This is a genomic window from Paraburkholderia sp. FW306-02-B, from assembly GCF_058782725.1.
Genome location: NZ_JBYSXZ010000002.1, coordinates 1,539,793 through 1,560,500, shown reverse-complemented (window position 1 = coordinate 1,560,500; position 20,708 = coordinate 1,539,793). Strand labels below are relative to the sequence as shown.

Below are 20,708 nucleotides of genomic sequence, written 5' to 3'. Positions count from 1 at the left end.
GTGACTGACATACGTCGGCCGCGTCGATCCAGTTCGGAGCACGGGGGAATCGGCGCGAAGGGGTAGTCGCGTGACCATCAGCTCGAAGAGACCTACCGGGCTTCCGGAGCTACCTGCACCGTTACCGGGTTGAGGCATCTCCCAGTATTTGCCGCCGCATTTCGGCCCATTCGATGAGCGCCTCGATGAGGGTCCGAGCGCAATTCCCATTTTGCTCAGCGTGTATTCGACCTTCGGAGGAACTTGGGATACCGGCTTTTCCGAGCCCGGATCGCGACAGAGGTAGACGAGACGCTGTCCAGCTGGCGCGAGCCGGTGGAAGCGCGCATTGTCGGCCCGAGTCTTCCAGCAACACCTGTCGAACGGCCGGTTGCTGGTGTGGAGCGGTCGCCCTGATGTCCAATCGACGCTGCCGGCGAATGACTCTTGGTGGCCGGTCACTGCCCGCCAGCGATTGGCGGCACGCGACCCCAAGCAGACTTGCAAACCGCCGAGTGTCGAGCGGCAGATGTCCGATGCATAGCAGCCTTCAATTGCAGTTGCTCGCATAGACGCGCCTCCTTAGGAACGGCTGCGGGGCAAATCACCACCTGCTTATCAGCACAGAGACCGTCGAACGTTATTGATCTGCGCTCACATGATTGCGCTAATCTGCCAAGGTACGAATTCCTGCTGTCCGTACCCGTGCCGCTCACTACGTGAACGGGTCCCCGAGGCGACATCTAGCAGCAATTCGAAGAGCACTGCGCCCAGTTGCTCGATCGTCGTCCTCCCTTCCAACACCTCTCCGCAGTTCAGGTCCATATCGTCGGACTGTCGTTGCCAAAGTGCTGTGTTCGTCGCAAGTTTGACGGACGGCGCGGGGGCGCAGCCGTATGCTGAACCACGTCCCGTCGTGAAACAGATAAGATTCGCACCGCCGGCTACCTGGCCGGTAGCCGACACCGGGTCGTAGCCGGGCGTGTCCATAAAAACAAGTCCGCGCGCCGTGATCGGCTGGGCATATTCGTACACTTCGACCAGATTGGTAGAGCCGGCTTTCGCAATGCCTCCCAGTGATTTTTCAAGGACGGTAGTCAAGCCACCGGCCTTGTTGCCCGCAGACGGATTGTTGTTCATTTGCGCCCCTTGCCGATGCGCGTAGGCTTCCCACCACTTGATGCGATCAATCAGCTTCCGACCCACCTCGGGCGTTGCGGCGCGGCGCGTCAGTAAGTGCTCCGCGCCATAGATTTCGGGCGTCTCAGAGAGGATCGCGGTGCCCCCGTACTGCACCAGCAGATCAACGGCCGCGCCGAGCACCGGATTGGCCGTAATGCCGGAATATCCGTCCGATCCCCCGCATTGAAGACCGACCGTGAGATGGCTTGCGCTGACCGGCTCCCGCCTCACGTTATTCGCTTCCGGCAACATGCCTCGAACCAGTTCAATACCCTTCGCAATCGTCAGTTTGGTGCCACCGCTGTCCTGGATCGTGAATGCTCGCAAGCGGTCGTGTTGCCGGAGTCCCTGCGTCTCAAGTAATCGCGGGATCTGATTCGTTTCACACCCCAGACCGACGACCAGCACGCTTGCGAAGTTCGGATGGCATGCATAACCGCCAATCGTGCGCTGCAGGATCGCGAGACCATCACCTTCAGAGTCGATGGCGCAACCGGAACCATGTGTGAGTGCGACGACGCCATCGACATTCGGGAACGCAGCCAGTTCTTCAGGATGGATGTCGCGCCGGAACTGATCAGCAATGGCCCGCGCAACCGTGGCCGAACAATTCACGGAGGTGAGGATCCCGATGTAGTTGCGTGTGGCGACACGGCCGTCGGCGCGGACAATGCCTCGGAATGTTGCGGGCTGGTTCGAGCGTACAGTCGGACGTGCAGCCTGAGCAAACGCGTAGTCGCGCGCAAAGTCGCCCATCGCGAGATTATGTGTGTGGACATGCTGCCCCGCGCGAATGGGCTGACTCGCAAAGCCGATCAACTGGCCGTAGCGGTGCACCGCCTCACCCGGAGCGATGTCACGTGTCGCCAGCTTGTGCCCGGGCGGAATCAGTCCCGAGACTGTCACCGCTTCCTTGTCGATAACCGTACCGGACACAAGCTGTTCAAGTGCGATAATGACATCATCGGCAGGATTGAGCCGTACGACGCGAGCCGACTTCGACGCGGTGGTTTGGGCGGACGTGTCGGCGATATTCAACGACATGGCACTACTCCTACGTTTCTCAGGGTGTACGCCGGTCGCGCGTGGCCACGTTGGATTCGCGCGAAGGGCCGTGAAGCGGTGATCGACGACGCTTAACCGCTTAGCCAGCGCTCCAGGGTGTTTTGCAGCGCGTGTACTCAAGTTGGTAGAGCGTCGTGTCCGGTGCCGTCGCGCCAGCCTCAGGTAATGCCGCGAGTCCCGAAACAAAACGGTCCACCGCAGAACGGACATAGTCTGCCCGGCACCCTTCGACTAACACTATCCATGTGGGTACCTGCGTGCCCTCTGAACGCGCCTTCTTTTCCGCCGTTTCCACTTTGCTGATTGCTTCGTCTGCAAGGCACAGGTGCACGCCGGTGATCCCTGGCAGATCCGCGAGGGGCGGCAGCACGCGCTGACGCAAACCCTTCACGACGTCTGCACGAGCATCCGAAGGCACGTCGAAGCGCACAGTCACAAGATAGGCACCTTGCCCAACGCCGTCCGAATAGGCGACGTGACAGATTGAGCGCGCGACGCTCCGGAAAGAGGCGACAACCTGCCTGGTCCACGGCGTCGGCGTATTCAACCGGGTAAGGTAGTCTTGCGCGCCAAGCACCTCAACGGTGTCGGCCTCGTACAGATTGAAGTACTCGGGCCCTGCATCCAGTGCTATGAAGCGCCGACCGCGCCTGAACCCGGGGATGCCGGCGCGTTCCGGCATGTGCTCGCGGTTATGCCACTCGTAAAATTCATCCTTCGCTTCCGGCAGCAGGTCGTGCCAGATTGCGACTACGCCCGTTCCAGCAAGGCTCATATCTCCTCCCGTTGACAAATCGGATCGTCTTAAAGTGCCGATGGATACTCGCCGCGGCCCCAGGCTGCGCCAAGAGTGTTCACGTACTGCACAACCTTTTGTGTCTGCTCGCCGAGTCCGCTGCCGCCGAGCGTCATGGTGTCGCCTGCTTTCAGGAAGACTGGCGGTTTCTGACCGAGGCCTACGCCAGGAGGCGTGCCCGTAATAATCACGTCGCCCGCCATTAAAGGCATGAAGCGGCTGAGATACGCCACGATGTGCGCGACGTTGAAAATCATCGTGCGTGTGTTGCCCGTCTGACGGCGCGTACCGTTCACGTCCAGCCAAAGGTCGAGCACCTGCGGATCGGGAACTTCGTCGCGTGTCAGCAGCCACGGACCAAGCGGAGCGAACGAAAATCCGCTTTTGCCCTTGGTCCACTGGCCTTCGCGTTCGAGCTGATACGCTCGTTCGGAGACATCATTCGCAAGGCAGTAACCCGCCACATGGTCCAGCGCGTTGGCTTCGTCGATCTGCCAGGCGGGTTTGCCGATCACCACGCCGAGTTCCACCTCCCAATCGAGCTTTTGCGCGTCTGCGGGCAAGACGACCGGGTCGTTCGGGCCGCTGATGGCGCCCGTATGCTTGTTGAACACCACCGGTTCCCGTGGAATCGGCGTGTCGGTTTCAGCAGCATGATCGGAGTAGTTCAGACCAATGCACACGAGATTACGGACATTGCCGATGCAGGCGCCGAGACGCGTGCCCGCTTCAACGACGGGCAGACGACCGAGAGCGAGTTCGCTCAGCTTGGAAAGGGCGACTGGCGTGATAGTCGTTCCATCAATGTCGTTCACGATGCCGGTCAGATCACGGATCGCGCCGCTCGAATCGATAATACCGGGGTGCTCATGGCCGGGCTGGCCGAAACGGACGAGACGCATGTAGTACTCCTATCAAGACAAAAGAGTGATGGGCAATGTGCCGAGATTGCCGAAGCCGATACGCAAGTCGCGACCGACCTGCAACTCCAGAACGCCCGCGTAAGACCCGGTGATCACAGCCTGGCCGGCATGCAGCCCTAGGCCGCGGACGCGAAGGAAATTGGCGAGCCACACAATCGGCGCGAGCGCGCCCCGGTCAGGGTGGCGTCCCGCACACATGACTGCTTTTTCGCCGACGCTGGCTACACTGACGTCGAATTCGACGGGGAGATCGGCCAGCGTCGCGCCCTCCATCGATTTAACGCGGGGTCCGATGACAAGGCCGGCATTGAACAGGCCGTCTGCAAGTAGTTCAGGGAACGACAGCCTTTCGGGATGCGAGTAACGACTGCCTAGCAATTCGAGCGCGAGGTGCGTGTGCCCGAGAGCGTCGAGCACTTCAGCTTCGCTATAAGCTTCGCGCCGTGGCGGCAGGTCGCGGTCCAGTAGACAGGCCAGTTCCGGCTCCGCCCTCACAGAGGCACGCGGAGGCCCACTCATGCGACATACATCGCCTCGATGGATATCAGCGTCATAGATCGGCGCGGCGATGACTTTGCCCGGCTGCGGAAGCGCACATTTCCATGCGACAATCCGCCGACCTAGCTTATGGCTGACCTCTTGCTGGATTGCGAAACCGTCGTCCAGATTCACAGGCAGCACTTCGACGGGGAGACGCTCTACGAGCACGCCTTTTTGGCGCGCTGTTACAAGAATACTTGCTGCCTGTTCACGCCGACTGGCGATGGCCTCGGTGGCCTGCGTCGCGGCTGTCATATTCACGCCGCCTCACTTACGTTCGCACCAACGCTTTGACGCGGCCATACCGCACCTAGCTTCGAAGCTGCTTCTTTCAATAGCGCGTAGAAGTCGTCGTAGCGCTCCGGCTGAACTCGCATCACCGGTCCAGCAATGCTCATCGTGCCGACCACCGTATCGTCGGTCAGCGATCGCACCGGCACCGCCAAAGCGGCAACGCCCGGCTCTGCCTCTTCTACAACAAGCCCATAGCCGCGCTGTCTGGTCAGCTCCAACTCGGGAATCAACTGCTCGATGCTGGTGATTGCTTTGGGCCCACATGCGCTGGCGGCGGCTTTTCCGAGTCCACCACGCAATGCACATTCGACCGCCCGGTCGTTCGGCATCGACGCCAGCCACACCTTCCCGTTCGCCGTTGCATGCAAGGTAATAGGGCTATCCATGGACGGCGAATACATAAGGCCCGGTGCCGCGCCTTGCGAGGACGCCAGCCACGCGAGCGTGCCTTCACTTGCGACGGTCAGCCGAACCAGCTCGCGGCAATGCGCCGCCACGTCATCAAGGATCGGCTGCACCAGGCCCGGCAGGCCAAGTCCATGCAAGTACCGCTGACCCAACAAGGAAAGCTTCAGGGTAAGACGGTATTGAGAAGTGTTTTCGTCCTGTTCAGCCCAGCCCTGCTCGCACAACTGCGCGAGTACACGATGCGCGGGGCCTTTTTCCAACTCGAGTTCGGCGGCGATGTCAGACATACGCATCCAGCGCGCCTCACGTGCGAGCAACTCGATCGCCTGGAGCGACCGGTCAACTGCTCCCTTGACAACTCTCATAATTTGAGTAACATCATTCCTATTGGAACGGTGTTACAACAATAGACGAATGGCACCGAAAAGTCAATTACCACGGAGACAGCATGAACGCAAAAGCACCGGCTAAGCCCCACGGCAAGCGCCAGTCGAAGATCGCAGCAGCCAGTGGTTGGATCGGCTCAGCGCTCGAGTATTACGATTTTTTCATCTACGCGACCGCCGCGTCATTGTTGTTCCCCCAACTCTTCTTTCCCTCACACAATCCAACGGTAGGCATCGTCGCTTCACTGGCGACGTTCGGCGTCGGCTATGTCGCCCGACCGGTAGGGGCCATGGTGCTTGGGCACCTCGGCGACCGCCACGGCCGAAAGACGGTGCTGATCTTCTGCATGCTCCTGATGGGGGCCGCAACGATGTGTGTGGGCCTCTTGCCGACCTACCAGCAGATCGGCATCTGGGCGCCAGTGCTGCTCGTCATCCTGCGGCTCATTCAGGGATTCGCGGTCGCGGGAGAGATGTCCGGCGCCAGTTCCATGATTCTCGAACATGCGCCGTTCGGACGGCGTGGGTACTTTGCAAGCTTTACCCTCCAAGGCGTGCAGGCAGGGCAACTCCTGGCGGCAGGCATCTTCTTGCCGCTCGCGCACTTCATGCCGAAGGATCAGTTTGCTTCCTGGGGCTGGCGCATTCCGTTCCTGCTGAGCATCGTCGTGATCATCGCGGGTTACATCATTCGGCGCGAGGTCGATGAGACCCCAGCTTTCTCTGAGGAGCAGGCACACGGGGAAGTTGCTGCGTCTCCGGTCATCGAGGTCCTGCGCGAGAGTTGGGGCGATGTCTTGCGCGTTGTTGGCATGGCACTTGCTGCGGTCACTGCGCTCCTGGCGAGTGTTTTCGGCGCGACCTATGCAGTCCAGCCCGCGTACGGTATTGGGTTTCCTGCCGGCGTCTTTCTGTGGGTTCCGGTCCTCGGCAACCTTTGCTCCGTCATACTGATCCCCCTCGTCGGCAACCTCTCGGACAAGATCGGTCGCAGGCCCCCCGTTATCGTCGGCGTTGTGAGCTCCGGAATCTTCGCTTTCGGCTACCTGTACGCCATCAGCATCCACAGTATCGGGCTCTCACTGCTCTTCTCGTTGCTCATGTGGGGCGTCGCTTACCAAGGCTTCAACGGTGTGTTCCCGAGTCTCTTCCCCGAACTGTTCCGCACGCGCGTGCGTGTCTCAGGCATGGCGATCGGACAAAACGTAGGGACGACTTTGTGTGCCTTGCTGCCGTCGCTTTTCGTCGCGGTCGCGCCCCCGGGGTCCACCAACATCCCGTTGAAGATCGGCTTTCTCACATTCGGCATTTGTCTGCTTGCCGCGTTTGCCGCGTTCACCACTCGGGAAACGTACCGTATACGCCTTGACGATCTCGGAGACCGCAACGCTACTCCTGTACCTAAGGCCGAATATGAACGCCTGCGCAGTGAAGCGATGGCCGCGACGAGCAAGGATGCCGCTGAACCGGAGTTTGCCAATGAAGTGCGGTCTTAAGCCGCCGCCGGCCGCCTACTCGGCATAATCGCCGCGTGGGCGCGACGCAAATGGGACTTCGCATGCAAACGTGCACTTCAGAGCCGTACGCCGCTTCGAATGTGCACGAATTGACCTTCGTTTTACATTAAGACGCAATGCAACCACATATCTCAGGCACAACGCGGCTCTACGGTTTGGTAGGCGACCCGCTGAGCGCGGCGAAGTCGCCACGATTGTTGAACCAACTGTTTATCGAACAGCGCGCCGACGCAGTTTGCGTTCCTTTCTGTGTCAAGTCAGATGACTTGCCGGCTTTCGTTGCGGGTGCAAGAGCGTTGGGCAATCTGTCCGGCATGCTGGTCACGATGCCTCATAAGCAACGGATGCTCGCGCTTGTCGACGAGCTAGATTCGACTGCTCGTCAGGTCGGCGCGCTCAACGTCATTCGCTGCGAAGCAGATGGTCGCTGGGTCGGCACGATAACCGATGGCATTGGCTGCGTTCTTGGAATGCAGTGGGAAGGCAACAGTCCGGCGAATAAGTCGGTGCTCCTCGTCGGCGCGGGAGGCGCAGGTAGAGCGATCGCATTTGCCATCGCTTCCGCAGGCGCTAGCAAGCTGACCATCTCCGATGTCGACGAGCACCGCGCCAAGGATCTTGCGGCCTCTGTTGCGGCTGAAACGGCTTGTACTGCGCGTTCGGGACCACCAGATCCTCGAGATTTCGACGTCGTAATTAACGCCACGCCGCTCGGCATGAAAGCGAACGATCCGATGCCAGTTGATCCGCAGCGGCTCGCCTCTGGCGCCATCGTCGTAGACATCGTTAATTCGGCGGAGCCGACGCCGCTTCTGCGAGCCGCACAGGAACGTGGATGCCGTATCCAGGACGGCGGTCCAATGCATCAAGGACAGGCGCTGTACGCGCTGCGCTTCCTGGGGTTCGATTATCGCCCCGATGGCCGCACGACAAGGGACGAAAGCTTGAAATGAGCAGCGAGGCAAAAGCGCACGGTGGCGCCAGAATATGCCCGAAGCCACCGGCTATTACGACTCGGAATTACAAAATTCGGGAATATGACGAAGGAGAACATGAATGAAAATTGCCTTGCTGGAAGCCAGCCATTGGCATGTCCCGCTGTATCTTGATGCCCTCGAAGCGCCCGGGATCGAGCTGGTTGCCGTCTCTGACGCGGAGCAAGTGAAGGGCGAGGCGATCGCCGCACGATTCGGAAGCAGGTTGTACCCGTCGGCCTACGAGTTGCTTGAGCGCGAGGAAGTCGATTTCGCGTTTGTGTTCGGGCGGCATTCCGAAATGCCGGCGCTCGCCGAGGCCGTGATCGCGCGGAACATTCCATTCGCGTTAGAAAAGCCGTGCGGCGTCAATATGTCACAAGTCACCCGGCTTCGCACACTGACCGAGCAAGCGAAGCTTTATTGCGCGGTGCCGTTAATCTTCCGGATGAGCGATTTGCTGGGCTCACTTGAAGAAGCGGAGGGGCGCATACCATCAGACTTTAACTACATGTCGTTTCGTTTCATCGCCGGGCCGCCCAGTCGATACCAAGCGGCAGGCTCCGGTTGGGCAATCGAACACGAATATTCCGGCGGCGGATGCACAATCAACCTGGCAACCCACTTCATCGACTTGTTCAGATTGCTCACAGGCAAGGAGGTTGCCCGTGTCTCCGCCGTCATGAACTCAAGAACGCATGGAGGTGCCGTAGAAGACTATTCGCTGGTGACCATGCAAACTGAAGACGGCGTGATCGGCTCGGTGGAGACGGGATACAGCTTTCCAAGTACCGCCGACGAGCAGCGCGAATTTTCTTTCACTCTAGCTTCGAAGCGCATGTACGCGAAGTCTGGCCCGGACCGAATCGAGACCCGCGACAGAAATAATCTTTCCGCCGGCACGCGCAGCCGCCGCCTGCAGCTTGAGACCGACGCCTACTATCCCTTGTTCGTCAAGCGCGTTCTCGCTGAAAGTCAGACTGGCGCAAAGCCGATCGCATCGTTGCGCGATGCGGAGCGGATGATGCAAGTCATGGACGCGGCCTACGCCTCGGCCCAACAGGGCGGAATGTCTCTTGATCTGAATCCCGCTGCCTAGTCAGAAAGCTATAGCGTAAAAAAATACGGGACAGCCGACCTGCATGCGCCGAGGATCGTTATCAATAGGCGCAGCATGGGTAGCTGCTCACAACAATCAATCGATCTCATCAACTAGGAAATTTCGCAGCATTAGTTGTGCGGCTTCGCCTGAAATTTGCGCATCCCATCGCTAATCTAGTACACCTAATTTAAATGAAGCGAACTGGCCGACCAGTTCAGCTCCATGCAACCGCGAAGAAACCGACGATCCATATGAGAGCGCTTGCTGCGCTCGTATCGATCCCATAGAAAAGAATGCTATTTGGCATATCTACATAGAGGAGAATCCATGAAGAATTTCAATATGATAACCAAGGCCGCACTCGCAGCAACGGCGTTCGCAGCCGCTGCGCCGGCGTTCGCTCAAAGCAGCGTGACGCTGTACGGTATCGTCGATGATTCGATCGTCTATCAAAGCAGCCAAACCTCACTCGGTTCGACAAGCGGCGGCCGTTCGAACATTAAGACGGCATCGGGCATCTGGGCGGGCAGCCGCTTCGGCCTGAAGGGCGCTGAAGATCTCGGGGGCAGCACCAAGGCCATTTTCCAGTTGGAGTCGGGCTTCAACATGAACAACGGCGCGCAGCAATACGCGAACGCGATGTTCGGCCGTCAAGCCTGGGTCGGTCTGACGAACCAGACATTCGGTACGCTGACATTGGGTCGCCAATACATGTCTTACTACACACTGATGGCGCCGTACAGCCCGACGACCTGGTTGACCGGCTACTTCGGCGCGCACCCGGGCGATCTGGACGCGTTGGACACGATCTACCGCGCGAACAACTCGATCGTCTATACGTCGCCGAAGCTCTACGGCGTGACGCTCAGCGGCTCATACTCGCTCGCAGGCGTGCCGGACAGCATCTATCGCGGCTCAACGTGGTCGGCCGCAATCCAGTATCAGCAAGGCCCCATCGGCGGTACTGTCGCGTTCTCGCGCATCAACAACTCGACCGTCGGCGGCGGCGTCTACGGTGCGGATTCGACGACGAACACGGCTGGCCAGTCGGGCGTGTCGGCGGTGACGAATGGCTATCAGGGCGCGCAGGCGCAGAATCGCTTCGCGGTCGGCCTCGGCTACGTGTTCAACAGCGCGTGGGATATCACGGCGACGTACACTAATGTTCAGTATATTCCGGGCGTGGCGTCGAAGTTCACGGACGAGCAGGTCTTTAACACCGCTGGTACGGTGCTGCACTGGAAGGCTACAACAGCATGGGACTTCGCTGCCGGTTACAGCTACACGTGGGCAAGCAAGGCGAACGGTATCAACGATGCAGCGTCGTACCACCAGTTCAACTTGTCCCAATACTATGCGCTGTCCAAACGTACTGGCTTCTATGCACTGGAGGCATTCCAACGTGCGAACGGCCGTACCCTTGGCACGCCGACGTTCCCGGGCGGCGCTACGAACCGTCAGATCGATGCGACCGCATCCATCGGCGATGGGTTCCAATCGACTCCCTCGTCCTCGCGCAGCATGTTCGCAGCAGGCGTGGGTATCGTCCACCGCTTCTAGCACAGCGTTTTATCCCTGTTGCGATTACGATCGCCAGCACTTTCAATGCACATTGGATCCTTCCATGACCTCATATTCCAGCTATCTTCCTGACGATCTCGACGGTGCCCTGCTCGTTGGCCGCGTGTGGCGTCAAACGAGAAACGGCGCGGGACCGTGCGTCGTTGCTGTTCGCTGCGGGGAAGTATTCGATATCTCCCGCATTGCACCAACCGTGTCCGATCTTTTCGATCGCCAGGATCTGGTCGAACTCGTCCGGCAGGCTTCCGGCGAATCTCTGGGTCATGTCGGCAATCTGATCGAAGCCACCGTCGCCGCTCAACGGAAAGAGGATCAACCCTACCTCCTGGCTCCCTGCGATCTGCAAGCCATCAAAGCCTGTGGCGTGACGTTTGCCGTGAGCCTTCTTGAACGCGTCATTGAAGAGCAGGCGGGCGGCGACCCTGCGAAGGCTGATGAAGTGCGCGCTGCAATCACGCGTCTGATCGGCACCGATCTGTCGAAGATCAAGCCCGGCTCAGACGCTGCCGGCAAGCTCAAGGAAGAACTGCAGCGACGCCGTGCATGGTCGCAGTATATGGAAGTCGGAATCGGCCCCGATGCAGAGGTATTTTCGAAGTCGCAGCCTATGTCCTCAGTCGGATTCGGTGCCGATATCGGCTTGCTGCCTGCTTCGAAGTGGAACAACCCAGAGCCGGAGATCGTCCTTGCAGTCAACAGCAAAGGCGAGGTGGTGGGCGCCACACTGGGTAACGACGTCAATCTGCGCGACATCGAGGGCCGGTCCGCGCTGCTGCTTGGCAAATGCAAGGACAACAACGGCTCATGCGCGATCGGTCCGTTTATCCGCCTGTTCGACGAACGGTTCACGCTGGACACGATTCGAGAAACGAGTGTTTCGTTGCGCGTCGAAGGTACCGACGACGGCTTCCTGCTTGAGGGCATCAGCCATATGCGGGAGATCAGCCGTGACCCTCTTGACCTGGTGAATCAGACCTGGGGCAAGCATCATCAGTATCCCGATGGCTTCATGTTGTTCCTCGGCACGATGTTCTCTCCGATCAAGGATCGCGATGCGCCGGGTGGCGGCTTTACGCATCACGTCGGCGACCGCGTGATGATCAGCGCCCCTCCGCTTGGCGCACTCGTCAACACCGTGCGGCTGTCGACCGAAATCGCTCCGTGGACATTCGGCGTGCGTGCGCTGTACGCCAACCTCGCCGAGCGCTCGCTGCTGAACCTGAGCTGATCAAACACGTATTTACTCATTGACGGATTTACGATGACGCAATTCAAGAACTTCATTGGCGGCGAATGGGTCGATGGCAACGACTCCGTTCCTAATGTGAACCCTTCGGACACGAGCGACGTGATCGGCCATTTCGCACGGGCCAGCGCAGATCAGACACAGAAAGCAATCGCGTCTGCACGCTCAGCCTTTCGCACGTGGTCGCTCAGCACCCCACAACAGCGCTTTGACTTGCTCGACCAGGTCGGCAGCACCATCCTTGCGCGCAAAAACGAACTCGGTAAGCTGCTGGCACGCGAGGAAGGGAAAACGCTCGCCGAAGCAGTCGGCGAAGTGGGACGCGCCGGACAGATTTTCAAATTCTTCGCGGGCGAGGCATTGCGGGTCGGCGGTGAGATTGTGCCGTCCGTGCGCCCGGGGCTGACCGTAGAAGTCACACGCGAACCGCTGGGCGTCATCGGCCTGATTACGCCGTGGAACTTCCCAATCGCCATTCCCGCCTGGAAGATTGCGCCCGCGCTCGCGTATGGAAACTGCGTGGTCATCAAGCCGGCGGACTTCGTGCCGGGCAGCGTATGGGAACTCGTCAAGATCATCGCCGAAGCCGGCGCCCCGGCGGGGGTCATCAATCTGGTCATGGGTAAGGGTTCGATCGTCGGCGAAACACTCGTCAAGTCAGCCGACGTGGATGCCATCAGCTTCACGGGCTCGGTTGGGACCGGCCAGGCGATCGCCGCGCAATGCGTCGCAACCGGAAAGAAGTTCCAGCTCGAGATGGGTGGCAAGAACCCAATGGTCGTGCTCGACGATGCCGATCTGGAAGTCGCGGTCGAGGCGTGCGTCAATGGCGCCTTCTTCTCCACCGGCCAGCGTTGTACCGCATCTAGTCGCCTGATCGTGACGAGCGGCATCCACGACCGTTTTGTCGAGGCCATGCAGGCGCGCATGCGCAGTCTCAAGATTGGTAACGCCCTGGATGCGTCGATGCAGATCGGTCCCGTTGTCGATGCCAAACAGCTAGAACAGGACGAGCGTTATATCGAACTCGCACGCGCCGAAGGTGGCTCGGTGTTTGGCGGTGGACGTGTTACCTCGGCAACCGAAGGATTTTTCCTGGCACCGGCTCTGGTGACCAACACGACCTCGGCGATGACGATCAACAGGGAGGAAGTGTTCGGTCCTGTCGCGTCCGTCATCCGAGTCGCAGATTACAACGAAGCGCTTGCCGTAGCCAACGACTCGCCATTCGGCCTTTCTGCCGGCATCTGCACCGCGTCGCTGGCACATGCGAGCCATTTCAAGCGCCACGTGCAGGCCGGCATGGTGACGGTCAACACCGCGACGGCCGGGGTCGATTATCACGTTCCATTCGGTGGTCGCAAAGGTTCGAGCTATGGTCCGCGGGAACAGGGGACCTATGCGCGCGAGTTTTATACGACCGTGAAAACCACATACGTCGCTCCTGGGAACGTTTGAGCAAGCAATGAAAAGCGAGAACTGGCAGCAACGAATGAGGCACTCGAGTTCTCGCTACATTTAACACGACTGCACGGATAATCTCCTGCATGAGCGGTAACCACTACCGGGCAGCTGGCACACGTTGATATGCTCCAACAACCAGTTTTTTCTGAGGAAACACTCGATAGCGGCAGCTCAACGAGAGCATTGCCAGGTTCGAAGGTCCGCTGACCGGTATAGAGCAGCCGTCAGAATGACCACATGACCGCTAAGGCGAACGACCGTAACTGGTCGCACTGCGCCCTACGATGCCGCCGGACCGCCGGCGAGGGCCTGGTGACATTCGGCGGCAGGCCTCGACCCGTCCCTGCCGGTCAAGCAAATTCGTTCAACGTCCGGAAGAGCCGCATAGGCAGCCGCTGGTCTTCAAAAATAGGAGTGCAGTTCTTGGCCGATTCTGGCACGTTTCGGCAGCATATGGTCAAGTCTGCGCTAATACAATTAATCCTGCCACTGTTGCAACTTTCGCCGCGGCGCGGGATGGTTGGACTCGACCAAACGTTCCGCGAGTCTACGATCGCCGAAACAACCTCGAGGGTCGAGGAACTGACCGGAAAGCCCCCACGTTCGTTGACGGAATGGTTGACCGACAACCTAAACGTATTTCGAGCGTGAGCTCTCCTTCGGTTGATGTCCCAGGAAGTGGTATAAGTCTTGTGCCAGCGCTGCGCGGCAAAGCGCGTAGCCCGAAGCTGCTTGCCGCGCAGCGGCCACTCCTTTCGGGGTGGCCATCGTGAAGTCCGGCGTGGACAGCGCCTCCATTCCTGCGGTCGGTGCTTGTGTCGAGAATCAAGGTCACGCGCCCCCTGTTTGCATGGCGAGCAGCACTTGACGCGTCTCATTGCGGTCGGGACTGTCCTCCTCCCCGCTAAGCATCGAAGCATCGCTCGTCAGGCGCGCTGGCTCCCGAGCTGACCACCTGATGCGGATTTCCAGGACGACCCCTAGGGCCGCGTGACGCATCAGCGCGTCGCAGCCCTGCGGAAATCGGACGGCGTCACGCCAGTCGCCTTCTTGAATGCGGTGCTGAAGTGCTGAGCGTGGCTGAAGCCGCAATCCAGCGCGACTTCAGTTGCGGTGCGACGGGGATCCAAGAGGAACTCCTTGGCCCGCTCGAGACGCAGACTGTACACAAAGCGCAAGGGTGTCTGCCCGGTGCTTTCCCGAAAGGCCCGCATGAAATGCCGGGGGCTGACACCGGCAACTTGCGCCAAGCCCTCGATCGTGAACGGCCTCGACAAGTCGGCCTCGACGTAGTCGATAACGCGCCGCAAGCTGCTAGGTGCGAGGCCACCGCATGGGCGAACGGTGGCTGCCTGGCTGCCGTCGACCCGCGCCAGTAGGGCGAGTGCTTGCATTGCCCAGCCCTCAGCGAACAACCCGTAAAGGCTGTCTGCATTGCGCGCCTCGCGGCATAGGACCGAAAGGCTACGTTGCAGATCTTCGTTGCCGAAGGCAATCAGTGGTCGATTGAAGTGGCAGCCAGCGTCGGATGCAACGGTCGGGTCGAGGAAGACCACCGTGTAGTCGAAGTGCGGGGCTACGTCGAACTCGCCTTCGACTGAAGTCGAGGCTAGGAACAGCGCAAGGTTTGTACTTTGTTTTATTCCCGAGTGGATGCGGCGGCCGTCGAGCTCTAGATGCAACTCTTCGAGGCCGTACCGAAACCAGAACAGCGCGAGCCGCGGTTGACGAAAACGCCAAGAGATGGGCTCGGTCGCTCGGCGCGCGAGGATTTCAACATGTGTGGTGCGTGAGTCAACAATGGTGCCGGAGACGAGTTCGCCCCCAACCTCGCGATATTCAGCTTGTGAGTCTAGGCGACCATGCATTGCTTACTTCCGCTTCGATCTTGCGTCCGATCTTTCAGTGTGCGCGCGGCTTCTCCCTTTGGCAAGCGAATCAGTGGCTGGTGAATACCCCTTATGGGGAGTTGCCGACGCATGGACATCAACCTCGTTCGCTTACCCCCGCGCATCGTACACCTTAGCTCTACTCGTACTGCCCTGCAACAACGGCGATGCGATGAGCCAAGGCAACGGGTCCGCCGCTGGTCCGTGGCATAGAGTCAGATCACTGGCGCGTCCGGCAGCCTGCCCACGCCCTTGATCGCCGGCGCAGTGGCATTCAATGGTGCTATGGCCAGCGCGTTCTGACTCTGTCGCTGACCTCATCTAAGACATTATGTATTGACTTGCCGCACCTCAAGTGACGCAGATTGCTTGGGCGAAAAACGTCGACCCTGTTTCTTCTCAGAACTTGACTTTCTCAATGCCCTTCAATTGCAAGATTTCCCGGGCTTCGTTCGGGCTGGCGATTTCGAGTCCAAGCCCCTCGATTATCTGGCGCACCTGCCGCACCTGCGCTACATTGCTCTCGGCTAGCGTGCCGCGTCCAAGCCACAAACTGTCTTCCAATCCGACGCGCACATTGCCTCCCATACTGGCAGACATTGCTGCAAGGTGAAGCTGATCCTTGCCTGTCCCCAGCACCGACCAGCGATAGTCATTGCCGAACAGCCTGTCGGCCGTCCGCTTCATGTGCAACACGTCTTCAGGGTGCGTGCCGATACCTCCCAAGATGCCGAACACGGTCTGTACAAAGAACGGCGCCTTGACTAGACCGCGCTCGACGAAGTGCGCCAAGTTGTAGAGATGGCTCACGTCGTAGCACTCGAATTCGAAGCGCGTGTCGTTGGCGGCACACTGTGCCAGGGCGTATTCAATATCCTTAAAGGTGTTGCGGAAAATCAGGTCACGACTGGCTTCGAGCGCTTCGCGCTCCCAGGCATGTTTGAACTCCTTGAAGCGCGCCAGCATCGGGAACAGCGCGAAGTTCATGGAGCCCATGTTGAGCGAGGCCACCTCGGGCGCGAAGCGCATTGACGGCTTAATGCGCTCCTCGATCGTCATGTAAGGCGCGCCGCCACTGGTGATATTCAACACGGCATCGGTGCGCGCCTTAATCTGCGGCAAGAATCGGCCGAATGCGTCGGGGCTCTGGTCCGGCTTGCCGGTGACAGGATCGCGTGCATGAAGGTGAATGATCGCGGCGCCCGCTTCGGCCGCGCCGACCGAGGCTTCGGTGATCTCTTCCGGTGTAACCGGTAGATACGGTGACATTGAGGGCGTATGAATCGCACCGGTGACAGCACATGTGATGATGACTTTGTTCATAAATGAAGTAGGAAATCCGCATAAGGTGGCGAGCTCCGCCCGACTGCTGCGATACTCAGATTTGGGCCTTACCGCCGTCGACGAACAGTTCGATACCGTTAACAATGCTTGAATCGTCGGAAGCAAGAAAGACTGCTGCCTTGGCAATTTCGTCCGGATCGCCGACGCGCCCCATTGGGATCCGTGAAGCCAGAGCATCGAGCATTCCCTGCTGCCGTGCGGCGTCGGGGCCGGCCAGGGCCCTTGAGATCGAGAATCCAGTTGCGGGCGGATGAGCGTACGGCGGCCTTGGAGGCGGCATAGACACTGAAGGCCTCGGTACCGCCGCTGGCGGCAGTGGAGCCGGTCAAGATGATTGAAGCGCCGTCCGCCAGCAATGGCAGAGCCTTCTGCACAGTAAACAGTACGCCCTTGACGTTACGGCCAAAGGTGTCGTCATACTGCTCCTCGGTAATATTTCCGAGCGGCAGCAGCGAGCCGCCGCCGGCGTTGACGAACAATACGTCGATCCGACCCGGTTCCGATTTAACCCGATCAAACAGCGTCTCCAGTTCGGCCATGTTCGATGAGTCGACCCGGATGCTGGTAGCGTTACCGATCGCGGAAACCGTGGCGTCGAGTTCGGCCTGTCGGCGACCAGTGATAATGACATGCGCTCCTTCGCTATTGAACCGCTTGGCGGTAGCAAGCCCGATTCCGGTGGATCCACCAGTGACAATTGCGACTTTGCCTTCAAGTTTGCGCGACATGCAAGTTTCCTTGGTTGATTGTAAGATTCAAGGCCGTTGCTGCCCGACCGCGCTCGCGTCGTGGCTGTGCGAAAAGGCCGACGACTTGTCCTTGATCAGAGCAACCGCGACACCGCCGATCACCGCGGCCATTGCAATGGCGAGGAAGTTCTGCACCAGGGGTAGCTTCATCGAGACCAACACCCCAATCACGATCGGCGCTGCGATCGCCCCGATGCGCCCGACCCCCGAGGCAAAGCCGAGTCCCGTCGAACGGATCGATGTCGGGTAGAACTGCCCGGCATACGCGTACAGCAGGATCTGCGTGCCCAGCGTCGACGCGCCGACGACGGCAACGATCAGGAACAGCGGCTGCGCGCCGTTGCCGAGCAGCGTCAGCGAGACAGCTGCGACCGCGAAGAATGCGGCCGTCACCCACTGGATGTTCAGCTTGTCGGCGAGCCACCCGCCACCGATGGCGCCGACGACTGCACCGGCGTTGTAGGCGAGCAGGAAGTTCAGCGCGGAACCAAGGCTGTAGCCGGCCATGGCCATCAGTTTGACCAGCCACGAACTAAGCGCATAGAGCATGAACAGGCAGGTCATGAAGGCGAGCCAGAGCATCATCGAGCTGAAGCCGCGGCCGTCCAGGAACAGCCTGCCTATGGTCGGACCTTTGGCCTTGTCCTCGGCCGGAACGTGGAACACCTCGTGCGGCTCGATTTGCATGTCCGGCCGGATCTTCCAGACCACTTCACGCAGCTGCGTGTCGTCGTGCTGCTTGATCAGGAACGGCAGCGACTCAGGCATGTAATTCACGATGAACGGGATCAGCACCACTGGGGCGCCCGCGGCGATGAACACCGATTGCCAACCGTAGATCTCGATGAACTGCTTGCCGAGCAGCGCGGCGAGGATGCTGCCGATCGCGTAGCCGCAGCACATCAGTGTGACCATCAAGCCGCGCACCTTCTTTGGTGAGTATTCGGTCATCTGCGCGGCCGCATTCGGGATCGCGCCGCCGATGCCGAGCCCCGCGAGGAAGCGCATCTCGCTGAATGTGATCGGGTCGTTGGTGAACCCGGCGGCCGCGGTAAAGACGGTGAACAGGAACACGCAGATCGAGATGACCCAGCGGCGGCCGATCTTGTCTGCCAGCGCGCCGAGCACGATCGCACCGCACATCATGCCGAACAGCGCCGAACTGGCCATGAGGCCCGCGGTCGCGGCCTCGACATTCATCGCCCTCATGATCGACGGAAGCGCGATGCCGGCGACCGCCAGGTCGTAGCCGTCGAGCACCATGATCACGGAACACCAGATCAGCACGGACCGGTGAAAGCTGTTGAACTTGGCCTCGTCGACCAGTTTGCGAACATCTATCCCGTGCATAGTTTTTGACTTCATTGACTTGTCTCCTTTTATCTTTGGTGCGAGGCTCAGCATGTGGCGCGCGTAACCACATTCGGGGCCGAGACCTCACGGCCAACAACCGACCCTGCATAGACAAGGTCGGTCCCCTTACCCCGAGCAGGCTGCACGGTCCTCACACGCGAGGGGCTTCGGGCAGGCGTTCACCGCCGCGCACGACGTACTTGGCGGGATACAGTGCGACGAGAACCTCGACTTCGTCCTCCGATGCCCCGGTGCACGCGCTCCAAATCGAGCTCACCTTTTTGGCCAGCGATAGCACGGCGCCGTCGCTGCGCCCATCACGTATGTGGCAGAAGATCAGCGTTTCGGAGGTAGGTTCTCCCGAACGGTAGGTGTTCTCGGGCGTGACTTCATGGAATACGACGCTAATCAAGTCGAGCGGCGAAAGGATGATCTCCCTGATCGCACTCGTGACCTCGCTGGCAATCTTGGCCTTGACGCCAGATTCGATTCCTACCTTGCATTCGCAAACGATGACGGGCATGTTGTATCTCCATGAAGTTAGGTTAATGAGGTCCCTATGCTCTCGGAACGTCGCCATTAGGGATTGCACCGCGGCGCCATCACTTGCTTGGAAGTGCCATGACATTGAGCCCCAACCCGCCCAATGCACTGGCCGCCCCGAGGACCATCGGCTGGATCTCGTCACGCGACGCGCAGGGACGGGTCAATCTCGCGACCTACAGTTTCTTCAACGCGTTCAACTCAGGGGCTTGATCTGTTGGAACACAAGGTGCTCGCGACGCAGGGGAAATCGCTGATCGGCGTTACCAAACTGGTGCACCAGTTCTGCAAGGCACAATCGGAAAATGACGCACTCAAGGAATTCACCGAGCCACTCAGTCAGGTCAACAAGGAGTGGGGGTGAGATCACGAGGTCCCCAAGCTGCTCATCCGGGCCGAGCCCGCGGGTCGTTGTGAGGCAGCCGCAGTCGGGCTCTGTGCGTTAAGAACGAACTCTGCCGAGCGCGTCGGCGCGGTTCGGGCCACAAGCAGCCGTTCGACGTCGCAGGCTACTTCGTTCGACAATCAACAAGCAATCTACTCTGAACTTAAGCTTGTTGGCATCGTAAAGATCGCAGCGCTCTCGGATATTCACGGTAACTTGTGGTCCATGGCGTTCGCTCCCTTGTGGCTCAGCGCGCGCTGTCGATGATCATGCCGCCGTCAGGCGTCAGGCTGTATCCCGTCAGGAACTGGGCATCCTTGCTGGCGAGGAACAGGACGACCGGCGCGACGTCCTCCTCCGGCGATCCATAGCGGCCGAGCGCGTTGGCTGGCGGAGGAGCGTCGGCCGCGCCCCATGTGTCCGCGACCGGCAAGACGTTGTTCACCGTGATCTTGTCAGGGCCCCACTCGCGCGCGGCGGACCGGGTAAGTGCGCGCACTGCCTCCTTCGCCATGTTATAGGGACCATAGCCCACCATACCGAGGACACCAGCGAGTGAGGCGAAGTTGATGACGCGGCCCTCTCCGCTGGCCTTGAGGTGGGGATAGCAGGTCTGCATCGTCCTCAGATAGGCGATCGGGCCGATCTCGAAATTGCGCTGCAATTGCTCGACCGACAGATCGAGGATCGACGACAGGACCGAGGATGGATCGAAGGCATTGTTCACGAGGATATCGATCCGTCCGTACTCGGCTACCACCTTGTCGACCGAGGCCTTGATCTGGTTGGGATCGGCGATATCGCAGACCACACCGAGCGCGACGCCGTCCGCCGCCTGGATGTCCGCGACGACGCGGTCGACATTTTCAGCGGTGCGTGAAAGAACAGCTACCTTTGCGCCTTCCGCCGCGAATAGCTTCGCAGTAGCGCGGCCAATGCCGCGACCGGCACCCGTGACAATAGCGACTTTTCCATTGAGTCGAGCCAT

At 59.8% G+C, this 20,708-nt stretch carries 18 protein-coding genes and 1 pseudogene; 8 read left to right on the top strand and 11 right to left on the bottom strand.

Annotated elements, in window-relative coordinates; all coding sequences use genetic code 11:
• Nucleotides 1-633 precede the first annotated feature (633 nt).
• The 5 genes from AC3WOG_RS28150 to AC3WOG_RS28130 all read right to left on the bottom strand — a co-directional run bounded on the left by AC3WOG_RS28150 (nt 634) and on the right by AC3WOG_RS28130 (nt 5,552).
• The gene (locus AC3WOG_RS28150; RefSeq protein ID WP_492581112.1) at nt 634-2,205 is read right to left on the bottom strand and encodes a UxaA family hydrolase; all 1,572 of its coding nucleotides are present in this window, start codon (nt 2,203-2,205) and stop codon (nt 634-636) included.
• Between the two features lie 100 nt (nt 2,206-2,305).
• Complete coding sequence (locus AC3WOG_RS28145; protein WP_492581111.1) at nt 2,306-3,001, bottom strand: hypothetical protein; 696 nt, start codon at nt 2,999-3,001, stop codon at nt 2,306-2,308.
• A 29-nt stretch (nt 3,002-3,030) separates the two neighbouring features.
• The gene (locus AC3WOG_RS28140; RefSeq protein ID WP_492581110.1) at nt 3,031-3,924 is read right to left on the bottom strand and encodes a fumarylacetoacetate hydrolase family protein; all 894 of its coding nucleotides are present in this window, start codon (nt 3,922-3,924) and stop codon (nt 3,031-3,033) included.
• A 12-nt stretch (nt 3,925-3,936) separates the two neighbouring features.
• On the bottom strand, nt 3,937-4,740 hold the full coding sequence (locus tag AC3WOG_RS28135; protein ID WP_492582473.1) for a 2-keto-4-pentenoate hydratase: 804 nt from the start codon (nt 4,738-4,740) through the stop codon (nt 3,937-3,939).
• A gap of 2 nt (nt 4,741-4,742) precedes the next feature.
• Nucleotides 4,743-5,552 (bottom strand): IclR family transcriptional regulator, encoded by an 810-nt coding sequence (locus AC3WOG_RS28130; RefSeq protein ID WP_492581109.1) that lies wholly within the window; start codon nt 5,550-5,552, stop codon nt 4,743-4,745.
• 83 nt (nt 5,553-5,635) lie between these two features.
• Here AC3WOG_RS28130 and AC3WOG_RS28125 point away from each other — a divergent pair, with 83 nt between their 5' ends.
• The 6 genes from AC3WOG_RS28125 to AC3WOG_RS28100 all read left to right on the top strand — a co-directional run bounded on the left by AC3WOG_RS28125 (nt 5,636) and on the right by AC3WOG_RS28100 (nt 13,451).
• Nucleotides 5,636-7,069 (top strand): MFS transporter, encoded by a 1,434-nt coding sequence (locus AC3WOG_RS28125; protein ID WP_492581108.1) that lies wholly within the window; start codon nt 5,636-5,638, stop codon nt 7,067-7,069.
• Between the two features lie 137 nt (nt 7,070-7,206).
• Nucleotides 7,207-8,043, top strand: a complete 837-nt coding sequence (locus AC3WOG_RS28120) for a shikimate dehydrogenase family protein (protein WP_492581107.1) — start codon at nt 7,207-7,209, stop codon at nt 8,041-8,043.
• A 103-nt stretch (nt 8,044-8,146) separates the two neighbouring features.
• The gene (locus AC3WOG_RS28115) at nt 8,147-9,163 is read left to right on the top strand and encodes a Gfo/Idh/MocA family protein (protein WP_492581106.1); all 1,017 of its coding nucleotides are present in this window, start codon (nt 8,147-8,149) and stop codon (nt 9,161-9,163) included.
• A gap of 330 nt (nt 9,164-9,493) precedes the next feature.
• Nucleotides 9,494-10,726 (top strand): porin, encoded by a 1,233-nt coding sequence (locus AC3WOG_RS28110; protein WP_492581105.1) that lies wholly within the window; start codon nt 9,494-9,496, stop codon nt 10,724-10,726.
• 64 nt (nt 10,727-10,790) lie between these two features.
• Nucleotides 10,791-11,975 (top strand): fumarylacetoacetate hydrolase family protein, encoded by a 1,185-nt coding sequence (locus tag AC3WOG_RS28105; RefSeq protein WP_492581104.1) that lies wholly within the window; start codon nt 10,791-10,793, stop codon nt 11,973-11,975.
• 33 nt (nt 11,976-12,008) lie between these two features.
• Entirely contained in the window at nt 12,009-13,451 is a 1,443-nt protein-coding gene (locus AC3WOG_RS28100) for an aldehyde dehydrogenase family protein (RefSeq protein ID WP_492581103.1), read from the top strand.
• Between the two features lie 1,004 nt (nt 13,452-14,455).
• Here AC3WOG_RS28100 and AC3WOG_RS28095 read toward each other — a convergent pair.
• The 5 genes and pseudogenes from AC3WOG_RS28095 to AC3WOG_RS28075 form a co-directional block, all read right to left on the bottom strand.
• Nucleotides 14,456-15,325: an AraC family transcriptional regulator gene (locus AC3WOG_RS28095; protein ID WP_492581102.1), complete on the bottom strand. Its 870-nt coding sequence runs from the start codon at nt 15,323-15,325 to the stop codon at nt 14,456-14,458.
• Between the two features lie 420 nt (nt 15,326-15,745).
• Entirely contained in the window at nt 15,746-16,669 is a 924-nt protein-coding gene (gene kce, locus AC3WOG_RS28090) for a 3,5-dioxohexanoate:acetyl-CoA acetone transferase (protein ID WP_492581101.1), read from the bottom strand.
• 55 nt (nt 16,670-16,724) lie between these two features.
• Nucleotides 16,725-17,418 (bottom strand): annotated as a pseudogene (locus tag AC3WOG_RS28085) (SDR family NAD(P)-dependent oxidoreductase).
• Between the two features lie 27 nt (nt 17,419-17,445).
• Complete coding sequence (locus AC3WOG_RS28080; protein ID WP_492582472.1) at nt 17,446-18,789, bottom strand: MFS transporter; 1,344 nt, start codon at nt 18,787-18,789, stop codon at nt 17,446-17,448.
• A gap of 154 nt (nt 18,790-18,943) precedes the next feature.
• A complete protein-coding gene (locus AC3WOG_RS28075; protein ID WP_492581100.1) occupies nt 18,944-19,315 on the bottom strand; it encodes a tautomerase family protein in 372 nt (123 codons plus the stop codon).
• Between the two features lie 98 nt (nt 19,316-19,413).
• Between AC3WOG_RS28075 and AC3WOG_RS28070 the strand changes: the two genes are divergently transcribed.
• Both AC3WOG_RS28070 and AC3WOG_RS28065 read left to right on the top strand, forming a co-directional pair.
• Nucleotides 19,414-19,548 carry a hypothetical protein gene (locus tag AC3WOG_RS28070; RefSeq protein WP_492581099.1) on the top strand — a complete coding sequence of 45 codons (135 nt, stop codon included), beginning with the start codon at nt 19,414-19,416 and terminating at the stop codon, nt 19,546-19,548.
• A gap of 4 nt (nt 19,549-19,552) precedes the next feature.
• Nucleotides 19,553-19,699 (top strand): hypothetical protein, encoded by a 147-nt coding sequence (locus tag AC3WOG_RS28065; RefSeq protein ID WP_492581098.1) that lies wholly within the window; start codon nt 19,553-19,555, stop codon nt 19,697-19,699.
• Between the two features lie 268 nt (nt 19,700-19,967).
• On the opposite strand, the gene AC3WOG_RS28060 is transcribed toward AC3WOG_RS28065, so the two are convergent.
• Nucleotides 19,968-20,708 (bottom strand): SDR family NAD(P)-dependent oxidoreductase, encoded by a 741-nt coding sequence (locus AC3WOG_RS28060; RefSeq protein WP_492581097.1) that lies wholly within the window; start codon nt 20,706-20,708, stop codon nt 19,968-19,970.